The 13343-nt window shown below is 42.9% G+C and carries 11 protein-coding genes and 1 pseudogene; 10 read left to right on the plus strand and 2 right to left on the minus strand.

All coding sequences use genetic code 11. The features are described from left to right. Positions 1-2 precede the first annotated feature (2 nt). The 10 genes from BLQ60_RS14135 (at position 3) to BLQ60_RS07515 (ending at position 10829) form a co-directional block, all read left to right on the plus strand. Entirely contained in the window at positions 3-2810 is a 2808-nt protein-coding gene (locus BLQ60_RS14135; protein WP_244515986.1) for a phage tail protein, read from the plus strand. A 2-nt stretch (positions 2811-2812) separates the two neighbouring features. Continuing rightward, a complete protein-coding gene (locus BLQ60_RS14055; RefSeq protein WP_171259075.1) occupies positions 2813-2989 on the plus strand; it encodes a hypothetical protein in 177 nt (58 codons plus the stop codon). 81 nt (positions 2990-3070) lie between these two features. Then, on the plus strand, positions 3071-4390 hold the full coding sequence (locus tag BLQ60_RS07475) for a hypothetical protein (RefSeq protein ID WP_092618216.1): 1320 nt from the start codon (positions 3071-3073) through the stop codon (positions 4388-4390). A 216-nt stretch (positions 4391-4606) separates the two neighbouring features. Further along, positions 4607-5803 (plus strand): phage tail sheath C-terminal domain-containing protein, encoded by a 1197-nt coding sequence (locus BLQ60_RS07485; RefSeq protein WP_092618218.1) that lies wholly within the window; start codon positions 4607-4609, stop codon positions 5801-5803. Between the two features lie 13 nt (positions 5804-5816). After that, on the plus strand, positions 5817-6326 hold the full coding sequence (locus tag BLQ60_RS07490; RefSeq protein WP_092618220.1) for a phage major tail tube protein: 510 nt from the start codon (positions 5817-5819) through the stop codon (positions 6324-6326). Positions 6327-6329: 3 nt separating this feature from the next. Further along, positions 6330-6632 carry a phage tail assembly protein gene (locus BLQ60_RS07495; protein WP_092618233.1) on the plus strand — a complete coding sequence of 101 codons (303 nt, stop codon included), beginning with the start codon at positions 6330-6332 and terminating at the stop codon, positions 6630-6632. Between the two features lie 220 nt (positions 6633-6852). Next, positions 6853-9114 carry a phage tail tape measure protein gene (locus BLQ60_RS07500; protein ID WP_092618236.1) on the plus strand — a complete coding sequence of 754 codons (2262 nt, stop codon included), beginning with the start codon at positions 6853-6855 and terminating at the stop codon, positions 9112-9114. Beyond that, complete coding sequence (locus BLQ60_RS07505) at positions 9114-9572, plus strand: phage tail protein (RefSeq protein WP_092618239.1); 459 nt, start codon at positions 9114-9116, stop codon at positions 9570-9572. The genes BLQ60_RS07500 and BLQ60_RS07505 overlap by 1 nt, the downstream gene beginning before the upstream one ends. Before the next feature lie 13 nt (positions 9573-9585). Then, positions 9586-9801 carry a tail protein X gene (locus BLQ60_RS07510; protein WP_092618242.1) on the plus strand — a complete coding sequence of 72 codons (216 nt, stop codon included), beginning with the start codon at positions 9586-9588 and terminating at the stop codon, positions 9799-9801. A gap of 14 nt (positions 9802-9815) precedes the next feature. Continuing rightward, positions 9816-10829, plus strand: coding sequence for a contractile injection system protein, VgrG/Pvc8 family (locus tag BLQ60_RS07515; protein ID WP_092618245.1), 1014 nt, complete (start codon positions 9816-9818; stop codon positions 10827-10829). Between the two features lie 496 nt (positions 10830-11325). On the opposite strand, the gene BLQ60_RS07520 is transcribed toward BLQ60_RS07515, so the two are convergent. Together BLQ60_RS07520 and BLQ60_RS07525 are read right to left on the minus strand one after the other, a co-directional pair. Next, positions 11326-12513 (minus strand): ammonium transporter, encoded by a 1188-nt coding sequence (locus BLQ60_RS07520; protein ID WP_092618248.1) that lies wholly within the window; start codon positions 12511-12513, stop codon positions 11326-11328. Between the two features lie 389 nt (positions 12514-12902). Next, positions 12903-13157: pseudogene (locus BLQ60_RS07525) on the minus strand (hypothetical protein); the annotation flags it as partial. Between the last annotated feature and the right edge of the window lie 186 nt (positions 13158-13343).

Below are 13343 nucleotides of genomic sequence, written 5' to 3' on the forward strand. Positions count from 1 at the left end.
GCATGGCAGAGCAGATTTATTTTTCAGTATTCACAACTCAAGGCTTGGCGTTGCTCACAGAAGCCATCCAAAACGGTACCAAGCTCGGCATTACAAGCATGGCTTTTGGTGACGGCGGTGGTAGTCTGCCGACACCCGAGGCTGATGTCACTTCATTAGTCAATGAAGTACATCGCACATCGCTGAATAGCCTAGCGCCCGATCCAAAAAATGCCAACTGGCTACGTGCCGAGGCGATTATTGCATCAGCGATCGGTGGCTTTAATATTCGTGAGTTGGGTTTATATGCGGGTGATGTACTGGTTGCATACTCAAACTATCCGCCGACTTTTAAGCCGAATCCAAGTGACGGCACGGCACGCATTATGACGTTCCGCATGGTGTTGCAGATTGATAATGTTGCCAACTTTGAGCTAGTGATTGATCCTGATATCGTGCTTGCGACGATTCAGCTTGTGAATACAACTAAGTCAGAAATCTATGCAAATACAGTCACGAAAGTGAACTACGTTAGCGATCTCGCAGATTTGGATAAAGAAAACGGTCGAATCGTTGACGTGAAACACTATTCAGAACAGATCGATAGTGAAACAGTGCGCTATATCTATGATGCCGATTTTGATGGCATCAATAACGGTGGCACGATCATTGACGGCTGGGTTGCAAAACTTCGAGATTACGTCACACCAGAAATGTTCGGTATTCAGCAAAACGTGAATGCAACAGCTCAATTTCTAGCAATGATCGACTTTGCTGCAACGAATAAATTAAAAATTCGGGGCAAAAGTGGGGCGACTTATGTAACAAGCTCTATACAGCATACTTTAGCTGGGGGCGTATATAAGTTTGAAGCATCTTCAGATGAGCACGTTAATCTTATCTATGATGTTGATACATTTACGTCAGATAGTCGGCACATGGTCTTGGGTGGAACGCGTACAGGTCCGTTTGAAACAGCGCAAACAAACATCGGCTCAAGCATCTTAAACGTGCAAGATAGCTCTGTCTATCAAGCGGGAAATTTGATTCGTTTAACCTCAACACGGCTCTATCAGTCTACAGAAAATCGAGGTTGGTACTGTGAGGGTCAGATGAATGAAGTGCTTGAAATCATCAGTAGTACCCAAGTGCGATTGAGAAAACCACTTTCTATTGACGTACCTGATAAAACAGTCTGTACTGGTGTTGTTACAGAAGTTACAGACGCTTGGAATTTTAAACTTGATTCAAGCTTTACATTCACAAAACCATTTTTAAATTTGCGTATCGAGATTAATGGTATTACACAGTACATTTACAAGTTTGATGAAGCAACAAAAGCAGTAACAATTAACAGCACGTGGCGTTCAGGTTTTCCGACATTAGCTGTCGGTGATACATATACAGTGACTTATTCGGTTGAAGCATACAACATTTCACCTGCTGTTGCTGAAGTCACAAATTGGCATTTTCATTGTAAAACACTTGATACATCTTCAAAAAAGAATACATCAGCATTACTCATTCAATATGCAAAAGATGTCACACTTGATCGAAATAAAGTGAGTGATTATGCGGGGTCGGGCTTTGCAGTAGAAAACTGTTTACGGGGTTCAATCAGTAAAAATGTGGGCTTCCGTATGAACAACTACGGAGCTTCATCAATGACGCAAATCGCTTCATCATCAGAGTTTCTAGTTAGTGGGAACATTGCATACCAGAGTCGCCGAGTAAATGACGTACACGGTGTAAACATCTACTGCGAAGGGAATATTGTTGAAAACAACATTCTTGTTGGCGGTGGACGCTCAAATGACGGTGGGTCATTTTATCCCGACGGCGCAAATTATTGCGGTACAGTCGGATCGCATGGTGGATCACTAGGCACAGTATATCGTGGAAATATCGGTATTAACTGTATGTATCCATTGAATATTCGCGGGCAGCATGAACAATGTTTTGACACATACGGCTACGGTGTGATTTCTGAAGTTATTAAATATTTCGGCGGTGGTGGTAATACGATTGACGGTGTACATTACAAATCTGGCTGGGCTGAAGCATATAATACAGATATTGATACTACATATGTACAACATAGTGCGAGCGATAGTGATTCATATTGTGGCGCACTTGTTTCAATAGATACAGCAGATGTTGTCTTAGATTACCCGATTGAAGTTTTTAACTTAAATGCCGATATTTGTTCAGGAGGGCTTTATATCTATGGAAACGATGACAATTTGCATCCTTTCTTGACAATAAAGAACTTTAATCTCGGGGCGCGTATCAAGCCAGGCGGAGATTATTTTGCAATGGTACGCACACAAAAGACCATGGACATCACACCAAATCGATTTATTGACCTAGGTGGTCATAATATTAGGAATTTGATGGGGGATAATTCAAAAATTATTCGCAAATATTTTTATGGAGGTACAGCATTTCGGAATACTACGCTTGGGTTAGCGATGCTACAGCCGATGGAAACAAAAAGTTTTCAAGGTTATATCCCTGCTGGTGATATTGCAGTTGTACATAATCTAGCGGAGGTTAGTAGCGGAATTTCAGTGACGATCAAAGATGTAACAGCGCCAACTTCAAGATCGTATTGTGCAGAAAACATTACTATCCGATCGGGTTCTGCGACAGCATATAAAGATGATGCAGTCTTTACACCATCCAATTTATTAAATATCTCAGCTACGGTGCCAGCAAAAGGCGACACAAGCTCAGGAAAAGTGACGCTTACTTATGTGAATGGTTCATTTTACATTCACAACGGGCGCACAGCCGTAATAGCACCACTTTTAACACTGGAGGGAGTTTAATCATGTCAGAAATTTATCAAGTATGCGGACTTGGCTTGTCAGAAGAAGAAATCGAAAAACAAGTCGCAGCTTTGCGTGAAGCGGGTATTGCTTATGAGATCACAGGCGGAACTCGTACAGTCGCTCCAACTTATGTAGATGAAGAAGATCAAGTGTTTGTTTTAGATGAGGGAGATTAGTAAAAAAAAATGAAATATATTTTAAAACTATCGATTAACTGTGGATAATATTGGAGGTTTATGTAAAAAGATGAGTGAGTTATGAATTTAGTACTTGAGCGAAAAACAGTAATTTTTGAAGATGATCACATTAAAGTAATTTCACATGCGGGGGCATCTGACTACGTATTGATCACATTTGGTAATTTAGCTCAACAAGCTAAAAGTGAAAAGTTTCCAATGCAAAATTTGTGTGAAAAACTTGATTTAAATTGCATTGCGATATTACCAACTGCTGCAAATTGGTTTCCTGAGCAGAGCATGCTTTTAGCAATCCGAGAAATAGCCCAATTCATCGTAAAATTTGACCATAAGATATTATATGCAAGTAGCATGGGAGCATATGCAGCGATCAAGTATTCAAAATTGTTGAATGCATCTATTGTGTATGCGTTTGCACCACAATATTCAATTGATCCAAAAGTTATAGATGATAAAAGATATAATATGTATTTTAATGAAAGCCTAAATACAAATATGCATCTTAGAAATGATGATATAGTTGACAATATATATGTTTTTTATGATGATTTTTGTAAGTTGGATCAAGATCATATTAACTTAATGGTCAAAAATAATATTAAGATTCAAACTATTTTATGCAGAAATGGTGGACATAGTGTTCAAAATTTTTTGAAGGGGACAGATTTTTATTTATCTTTGATTGATTTCTACTTTAAAAAAAAGGATAAGAATTTTTTAATTAAGCAAACTAAAATAGCAAAAAATAAATATTTACTGGATTACGACAGTTCAGCAATGAAAATTGCTTTTTCTCGGCACCCAGGAATGTTCTTTAATATTTATAAAAAACTGGATCTAAAAGACAAAAAAGTAAAATATTTACGGTTAAACAAGACTCTACCATATGTTATGAATTATGCGCGTAACAATTTGAGTGATGAACACTACAATGAGTTTTTCAATAAAATTTTATCAACTAACCCTTTCAAGAACAGAGCATCAATTTTTAATTTTAATAAAAAACTGCTTACTAATTATAAAGATCAAGTTTTAACATTTAATCGTATCAGTCGAAAGATAGAATGTATTTCACCCGACTTACTCAAAGGAAATATTTTTTCAGTTCCTTTGTCCGTGAATGATGATGTTGGACTGATTTTTTTAAAAATAGATAATAAGGACTATTTTTTAGTTTATGATGATGAAAACTACTCATTGAAACGAACCAGTGAAAATTATAGCGGAACAGGATATATTGTTTATAGTCGCTATAAAAATCAATTTACAATTAAATGTAAAGATGAATATTTGAGCTCAGATCATAGAAATGATTTGGTATTTAAAGCATGTGAACTAACTAAAAAAGAATTATTTAGTGAGATTGAAATACTTAAATGAAAACATCTAAGCATTGATCTTGCAAACATTTCCAATGTTCTCTACTCGCCATACACAACCAGCGCAAATACAAATCAACCGCACAATATGCAAGCCTGTTTTAGAAAATCCAACGCTAAAACAGGCTTTCGTGCATCAGCAATATGAAAAATTGCAGAATGATAACAGCGTAAATAATCGCAAAAATGGACGAAATCTTAATGAGATTGCAGATTCATGAGCGATACTTTTTTACACGGCATTCAGACCGTCACAGTTGATAATGGCACACGCCCAATCAGCACTGTTCGCAGCTCAACCATCGGCATTGTGGGCACAGCGCCCGAAGCCGATGCGACAGCATTTCCACTTAATACGCCTGTACTCGTTGCAGGCTCTCGCACACTCGCCGCAAAACTTGGCGAAACAGGTACATTACCTGATGCAATGGACTCGATCTTTGATCAGATCGGCGCTGTGGTTGTCGTCGTGCGAGTTGAAGAAGGGGCGGACGATCAAGCCACGCTTGCCAATGTGCTTGGTGGGGTGAATGCGACAGATGGCGCTTATGAAGGCGTGCATGCATTCTTAGCTGCGGAAAATATTGTTGGTTTTGTGCCAAAAATTTTGATCGCACCAGGATTCACACATACTCGTACCGCAGCAGATGGGGATACACCAGCGATTGCTAACCCTGTGGTCGCTGAGCTAATCGGTATTGCGGAACGACTAAAAGCGGTCATTATTGCCGATGGTCCAAATACAAACGATGCGGATGCTTATGCGTATGCGGGCGATTTTGGCTCGAAGCGTGTTTATTTGGTTGATCCAAAATCACTAAAAACTGACAGTGATGCAAACATCGTACAAGCATGGTCGAGTGCGCATGTTGCTGGATTGCTTGCAAAGTCGGACAATGATCGTGGCTGGTGGTGGTCGCCATCAAATCAAACCATCAATGGCATTGTTGGGACAGCACGTGCGATCGATTTCGTGATGGGTGATGCGAACTGTCGTGCAAATCTTCTCAACGAAAAAAATGTAGCGACAATCATCCGTCAAGACGGCTATCGTCTGTGGGGCAACCGCACACTATCTGATGATTCAAAATGGGCGTTTCTGTGTGTCGTGCGTACTGCTGACATGATTGAAGAATCGCTTGTGGCGGCGCACCTGTGGGCGGTGGATCGAGGGATCACAAAAACATACGTCAATGATGTGATCGAAGGTGTGAATGAATATTTACGCTATCTGAAAAACATCGGCGCAATTTTGGGCGGTGAATGTTGGGCTGATCCTGAATTAAATTCAGCAAGTCAGATCGCACAAGGTAAAATCTTCTTTGATTTTGACTTTACGCCCGTCTATCCAGCGGAGCATATTACGTTCCGATCTCACTTGGTCGACGACTACATTAAAGAAATCTTTTCGTAGGGAGAATTGATAAATGGCGACTGCACAAGATATTCGCAAGAATTTTAATTTGATTGTCGATGGTAAGGGCTACGCAGGCAGCACAGATGAATTCAATTTACCTGAGCTGAGCTTGCAAACTGAAGAGTATCGAGCGGGTGGCATGGATGCGCCGATTGACATCACGATGGGCATGGAAAAGTTGGTTGCTGACTTTACGTTGCATTCGCATAGTCGTGATGTGTTGTCGCTTTTTGGTATTCGTCAAAGTGCAAGTGTAGCATTTACTGTCTATGAGTCGATGGAATCATACGACGGCACGATCACGCAAGTAGTGCATAACATGCGTGGCAAGATTGTGAAAATCAATCAGGGCGCAGCAAAAGCGGGCGAAGCGGCTAAAGATAAGTACGATCTGTCACTCGACTATTACAAGCAGACCATCGGCGGCAGCACTGTGCATGAAATCGATGTGATCAATATGGTGCGCATCATCAATGGTACAGATGTATTGGCAGACGTGCGTTCTGCACTAGGAATGTAAAAAATGACGGATACTAAAGTAACGCTTGCTGATCTCGACTTTGTGGCTGAGCAAGGACATGACTATCAAATCACACTCAGTAAAGACTATCAGATTTTAGGTGCGACCTCGGCAACGCTAACCATGCGTGAGCCGACAGTGCAGGATTTGCTCGCTAGTGAAATGCAGGCGAAAGGCAAATCGGATGCTGAACAAGAAATCATGATGTTTGCAAACTTGTGTGGTGTGCCACCTGAAGCCATCAAAGGATTGACACTGCGGGACTACAAGCGAGTACAGAGCGCCTACAAACTTTTTATCGAATAAGTGCAACTGACATTCGAGCAATGTTGATTGCACTGGCATCTTTCACATCGTGGGCTTTGAGCGAGCTGACAGCACTAAAAATCTCTGAGCTGGTGTGGTGGAGTGATGGCTTGCCGAGAGATGAAAATCATTAAGTCACTTGTATGTGAAATCGTGCAGAATGATCACACGACCTAAAACACCTAACCTCGCACTATGCGGGGTTTTGTTTTGATGAGCGATGGCAAATAAAAATTTAAATGCGATTATCACGATTGGCGGTGCGGTGGCTGGCTCATTGCGCTCGACCATTGGCACGACCAAAAGCCAACTTGGGCAGATTGGTAGCGAGATTCGGCGGGTCAAGAAAAACCAAGCTGAACTGGGCAAGGCGATCCAGACGTTTGGCGGGATGGGTAAAAATGTCGATAATCTGCGTGCGAAGTATAGTGCGGTCACTGCTGAGCTAGGTAAGCTCACACGTGCGCAAGAAAAGTTAAGCATCGTTGAGCAAAAGCGACTCAAAAATGAAGAACATTTATCTAATCTCACAGGAAAAATCGGCGCAACCGTTGGCACAGCGATAGCGGTACTTGCTCCGCTAAAAAAAGCTGTGGATGTGTCGTCTGATTTTAACTATCAACTTCAGATGATTGGCAATACAGCAGATATGTCGAAAGCGCAAATCGGCAACTTGCGCTCAGAAGTGATGAATATCTCTAAAGTGCTGGGCAAAGCTCCCGCAGAAGTGCTCAAAGCGCAAAATGTTCTAATTGCTGCGGGCATGGATTTAGCAACTGCAACTAAAGTATTAGAGCCTATCGGCAAGACTGCCACAGCCACAGGTGCCTCGATCGAGGAAGTGTCAAAAGCAGCGAATACGTTAAATGATGCACTGAATGTTGCGCCAGACAATATGCTGCGGGCGATGGATGCGCTGACGCAAGCGGGTAAAGAGGGTAACTTTGAATTCAAGGCGATGGCTGAAAATTTACCCGTGCTAGGTGCGTCATTCAATGCATTAAAGTTGCAGGGGGTTGAAGCCGCTGCAACGATGGGCGCAGCACTTCAAATTGCAAAAAAAGGCGCAAGTGATGAATCCGAAGCCGCCAACAACATGAAAAACTTCATGGGTAAAATCCTCGCTCCTGAAACCCTGAAAAAAGCAAAAAAATATGGCGTGGACCTATATGGCGAAATCACCAAAGCGCAAAAAAATGGTGGCAACGCATTTGAGACCGCAGTAGAGCAAGTCTACAAGATGACCAAGGGTGGCGATCAAAAATTATTAACTGAGCTGTTCGGTGATATGCAAGTGCAGAACTTTTTGCGCCCGATGATGCAAAACATGGATGAGTACAAGCGCATCAAAGAAGCAGCATTGAATTCGGCGGGTGTGGTTGATCGTGATTTCATCAAAATGTCTGAAACAAGTCAGTCGCAAAGTGAAGCTCGCACCGCAGCAATGCAACGGCTTTGGGTGGGCTTAGGCACGGCAATCGAACCTGTGCTTGGTAAGATCAATAATGTCGTTACGCCGATTATCTCTCGATTTGCCGATTTTGTTGAAGCAAATCCGAAAGTGGTCGCATCCATCGTGACAGTCATCGCTGCGCTAACAGGATTGCGTGTCGGTGTGCTTGGTGTGCGCATCGGCATGGCGGTGTTTAATTCACGCTTGATTGCAGGTGCGGGTGCATTGGCACGTTTTGGTGTGTCGATGGGCGGGACAAAAGCAATACTCGGTGGTGTCATCACTGTGATTAAACAAGTTGGCTTTGCTTTGCTACGCACGCCGTTTGGCGTTGTGGCTGCGGTGGCAGTAGCGGCAGGCTTGGCGATTTATAAATATTGGGATTATATCAAAGCATTTTTTATTGGGCTGTGGAAAGGCATTTCTGAGGCGATTAAACCTTTCACCAGTGCCATCGGCGGTCTGATCCAGTCTACGCCGATCTTGTCTAAAGCGTGGGAATGGCTTGGTAATGTGGTCGGTGGTGTGGTGCAGTGGTTTAAAGATTTGCTAACACCTGTCAACGCCTCCGCAGAGAGCATCAATACTGCAAAATCTGCGGGCGAGAGCTTTGGTAAAGTGGTCGGTGCTGCGATCAATGCGGTACTGACGCCACTTCGTGCGGTGGTGAATCTGTTCACTTGGATTATTAATAATGCAGGCAAGGCGATTGAACTTGCCAAAACGGTTGCATCATATAGCCCTGTTGGGCTGGCGTACCGTGGCATAAAGGGCTTGCTCGGCGGTGATAGCAAAGCCAGTGCATCGGCACCAAGTCAAAGTAAAGCGCCTGCACGTAAAGCGCCTCCTGTGCGTGGTGCGCCGTCTAGTCGTGTGATTGCGCCAAATCAGATCAGCAATTCATTCACGATCAATACACAGCCGAACCAAAATCCAAATCAGATCGCAGACATGGTGATGCAAAAATTAAATCGAGCAAACGGCGTGTCACAACGTAGCTCCATGTTAGATTCGGGGTATAGTCAGTAATGGACGGTCAAATCTACGGTAGTTTTTTAACAATGATGCGCCTCGGTACGTTTAAGTTCGGCATCTACACTGCTGCATACCAAGAATTAAACCGAAGCACCTCGTATCAATGGGGCGAGCAAGCTGTTTTCGGCGGTTGGGATAATCTGCAATACCTCGGACCTGGGCAAGATACGCAAACGCTGACGGGTGTGGTGTTTCCTGAATTTAAGGGCGGAACAGGGCAGATTGATCAATTGCGTGCGCTGGCATCACTTGGACAACCGCAAATCTTGGTATCTGGGACAGGGCGGATTTTGGGCTTATGGGTCATTAATCAAATCGATGAGGGGCAATCGTATTTTGCTGCGTTCGGCGTACCACGTCGCCAAGAATTCACAGTCAATATGCGTAAATATTCGGACGACATCGGGCAACTGAGTTTGGTCAACAGCTTAATCAATGCGGTGAATATTTAATGGCGGATTTTTAATGGCAGAGTATCGAACAAAAGACGGCGACACAGTGAGCTACATTGCATATCAATATTACGGGCATACTGATAATCGTGTCGTTGAAAAAGTGCTGGAAGCGAATCGCTTTCTTGCCGATCACGGCGCAATATTGCCAGCGGGCTTGCTAATCACGCTACCTGAGCAAACGACGACAGCAAAATCGACGAGCAAGCGTGTAAAACTTTGGGATTAGGTGCGGAATAGAAAATGGGTATTCAACCGTGTTTTACTGTGACTGCGAATGATACGGATATTACTTCTATCATTGCAAGCAAGTACGAATACATCAAGATCACAGACAAAGTTGGCTTTGAGGCTGATCTGTGCGAGATTTCGCTATCTGATGACCCTGCCAATCCGATCGCAATGCCCGAAAAAGGGGCGGAGTTACGCATCGGCATGGGGTACGATGGTGAAGTGGTGGATATGGGCTTATTTGTAGTGGATGAAGTCGAAGTCGAAGGGCCACCAGATCGCATGTTGATACGTGCCCGTGCGTCAATACAAGTCGATAGCAAAAAAGGGATGCTCTCGATCTCATCACAAAAAACTCGTTCTTGGCAAGCGGGCAAAACTATCGAAAATGTGGTGAGTGCGGTGGCTTTAGAGCATGGTTTGACTGCGCAGATTAGCGACACACTAAAAGCGGTGGTACTGCCACATTTCGATCAGTCTGATGAATCTGACATTTCATTTTTACTCAGACTATCGAAGCGATATGATGCGGTATGCAAGCCCGCAGGCGGAAAACTGCTGTTCATTAAACGTGGCGAATCTGATTTTACACCGATCGAAATCAATCGCTATCAATGCACACGCTGGCGCATGGTGAGTAGTGCATCAAATAGCGTCAAGTCTGTGATTGCACACTGGTACGAGAAAAAGAAAGCCAAAAAACATGAGGTCATCATCGGTAGTGGTGAGCCTGTGCGAAAACTGCGCCATCAATATCAAGATGAAGAAAGCGCACGTGCTGGTGCGCAGGCGGAGTTTGACCGCTCTGCACGTGGTGAGAATACGTTAGAAATTACGAAAGTGGGTGATCCATATTTGTCGGCTGAGCTTCCATTAACTGCTTCACTTTTTCGGGATGGCATTGACGGCACATGGATTATTGATCAAGTTGATCACAATATTGATAAAACTGTGGGTTTTTCTAGTGAGATTAAAGCGGTCAAAAGTTTGCAAGAAGAAGATAGCGAGGATGATGTAGGGCTGTGACCGATACACCCGCCACCGATTGATTCTGTTGTCTGAAAATAAATGATAGCTTGGAGAGTTCGAGTCTCTCACGCTCTAGTAAAATAGCATTAATTTGCTCTAAATATTCAAAGTAGGCGCTGAGTAGGCAGTAGATATGCTGTGGTGTGTTTTTGCGTATCGTAGCGTATTGCGAAATTGAGGGAAAACGCAGTTAAAATATAGTGTTAGTTGTTGTATTTATTGCGGAATATTGTGTGGTATTGCGAAAATAGGGTATAGATTCTCTAATTATGAGTCCGCTGCTCTAACCAACTGAGCTATAGGCCCTGATTTTTCATCAAAAATAATTACTTTTTCTGACAACAAGATACTATTACAACATCCAGTTGCGTAATTATCAAAAGATCAATCGGCGCTCATCTTAAACAAGTTAACTGTAAAAAACAAGCGCCGAAAAATTAACTGCCCAAAGTTAAATCAAGCGGTTAAAAATGGATAATCCGCTTACTGAATATCAAAACATCGCATCTTCGGAGTTGGCGGAAATTTTATGAATCGACAAGTCTGCACCTTGAAATTCATCTTCTTCTGATAGTCTAAGTCCCATCGTGACTTTGAGTAGACCATAGACAGCAAAACCACCAGCAAGTGCAAACACCACGGCTAGGGTAGAGCCAATAATTTGCGACATCATACTCACACCACCTAAGCCACCAAAATACTGTTGACCTAAAATCCCCACAGCCAAACCACCAAACAATCCGCAAACGCCATGTAAAGGCCAAACCCCAAGTACGTCATCGACTTTGAGTTTGTTTTGGGTATAAGTGAATAGTTTGACAAATATCGCCCCTGCAACGACGCCGATGATTAATGCACCAATCGGATGCACAATATCCGAGCCAGCACAGATCGCCACCAAGCCTGCCAGTGGTCCATTATGCAAAAATCCAGGGTCATTCCGACCGACAAAGTTTGCGCTTAACGTACCGCCAACCATTGCCATCAAAGAATTGATTGCCACTAAGCCAGAGATGGCTTCAACACGTTGAGCGCTCATGACATTGAAACCAAACCAACCGACAATCAAGATCCAAGAACCTAACGCCAAAAAGGGAATGGATGACGGCGGATGTGCAGCGACACGCCCATCCTTTTTATAACGTCCAGAACGTGCGCCAAGCAAAATAACAGCAGCAAATGCTATCCAACCGCCCATCGCATGCACGACGATCGACCCTGCGAAGTCATGAAATGCAGCACCAAAAGTATGCTCCAACCATGTTTGTAGCCCGAGATTGCCATTCCAAACAATGCCTTCAAAAAAAGGATAGACCAAAGCCACTAATAACAAGGTTGCAATCGCTTGCGGACGCATCTTCGCTCGCTCTGCGATACCACCTGAGACAATCGCAGGAATCGCAGCCGCAAACGTCAATAGGAAAAAACACCGCATCAAATTGAAACCATGATTTTCTGTCAACGCAGTTGCGGTATGGAAAAAGTGTAGACCATAAGCAATGTAGTAGCCCACGAATAAATAGGCAATCGAGGAAATGGCAAAATCAGTTAAGATTTTGCTGAGTGCATTGACCTGATTTTTATGTCGAACCGTTCCTAGTTCTAAAAAGGCAAATCCTGCATGCATGGCCAAAACCAATACTGCGCCCATGAGTAAAAAGAATAAATTGAGATTTTGCATAAATTGCTCAACATTGGTGCAAAAATAAATAATGCATCACACAACACATTGGAATTGCACCAAAGTAGTTAAAGATTACGGAAAGTGAGTGATTAGATCAAACCATCACAAAATATGAGCTAAAATAAAGCAAAAAATGCACCAACTTATTATTAAAATTAAAACAAATTGTAAGTTTGGAAGGAAATGCACCAAAATGACGTATAAAAAAGCATGGTACAGATGATTAAACAAAATTGAAATGAGAAAATGTTGAGGCATAAAAAAAGAGAGCCAATGGCTCTCCTTTTTTCACATGATCAGTAAACTGATTAGTGAGCAGCTTCTTCAGCTGGAGCGTCAGCAGCAGGTGCAGCAGCAGCGTCAGTTGCAGTTTCAGCAGCGTCAGTCGCAGCAGCAGCAGCGTCAGTCGCAGCGTCAGATGCAGTAGCAGCAGCGTCAGCAGCTTGGTCGGCAGCAGCGTCAGTACCTTCAGTTGTAGCAGCAGCAGCGTCAGCAGCAGCTTCAGCTTCAGTAGCAGCAGCAGTTGCGTCAGCAGCAGCAGCGTTAGCGTCAGCAGCAGATTCTTCAGCTTTTTTAGCACAGCCAACGAAAGTTAAAGAAGCAGCAATAGCAGTTGCAATAGCGATATTTTTGAATAACATGGCATCACTCTCTATAAAAAATGTGATTTAAGTTAAGAATAATTTGCTAACGATCCCTCGCATTGGATATCTGGTTAACAAGTCATTCAGCTTGGATATTATGCTATCACCACGCAAATTTATTTTCTACTGATTAAAGTGACTACAATGATGAAAAAAACAAATTGAGAATGCGAAATTAAGAAG

The sequence above is a fragment of the Acinetobacter marinus genome (assembly GCF_900096915.1).
GTDB lineage: Bacteria > Pseudomonadota > Gammaproteobacteria > Pseudomonadales > Moraxellaceae > Acinetobacter > Acinetobacter marinus.

Coding starts and splice junctions, on each gene's coding strand:
- BLQ60_RS14055 (WP_171259075.1), top strand. CDS start 2,813: ATGTCAGAAATTTATCAAGTATGCGGACTTGGCTTGTCAGAAGAAGAA.
- BLQ60_RS07510 (WP_092618242.1), top strand. CDS start 9,586: ATGGCAGAGTATCGAACAAAAGACGGCGACACAGTGAGCTACATTGCA.
- BLQ60_RS07490 (WP_092618220.1), top strand. CDS start 5,817: ATGGCGACTGCACAAGATATTCGCAAGAATTTTAATTTGATTGTCGAT.
- BLQ60_RS07495 (WP_092618233.1), top strand. CDS start 6,330: ATGACGGATACTAAAGTAACGCTTGCTGATCTCGACTTTGTGGCTGAG.
- BLQ60_RS07515 (WP_092618245.1), top strand. CDS start 9,816: ATGGGTATTCAACCGTGTTTTACTGTGACTGCGAATGATACGGATATT.
- BLQ60_RS07505 (WP_092618239.1), top strand. CDS start 9,114: ATGGACGGTCAAATCTACGGTAGTTTTTTAACAATGATGCGCCTCGGT.
- BLQ60_RS14135 (WP_244515986.1), top strand. CDS start 3: ATGGCAGAGCAGATTTATTTTTCAGTATTCACAACTCAAGGCTTGGCG.
- BLQ60_RS07475 (WP_092618216.1), top strand. CDS start 3,071: ATGAATTTAGTACTTGAGCGAAAAACAGTAATTTTTGAAGATGATCAC.
- BLQ60_RS07520 (WP_092618248.1), bottom strand. CDS start 12,513: ATGCAAAATCTCAATTTATTCTTTTTACTCATGGGCGCAGTATTGGTT.
- BLQ60_RS07485 (WP_092618218.1), top strand. CDS start 4,607: ATGAGCGATACTTTTTTACACGGCATTCAGACCGTCACAGTTGATAAT.
- BLQ60_RS07500 (WP_092618236.1), top strand. CDS start 6,853: ATGGCAAATAAAAATTTAAATGCGATTATCACGATTGGCGGTGCGGTG.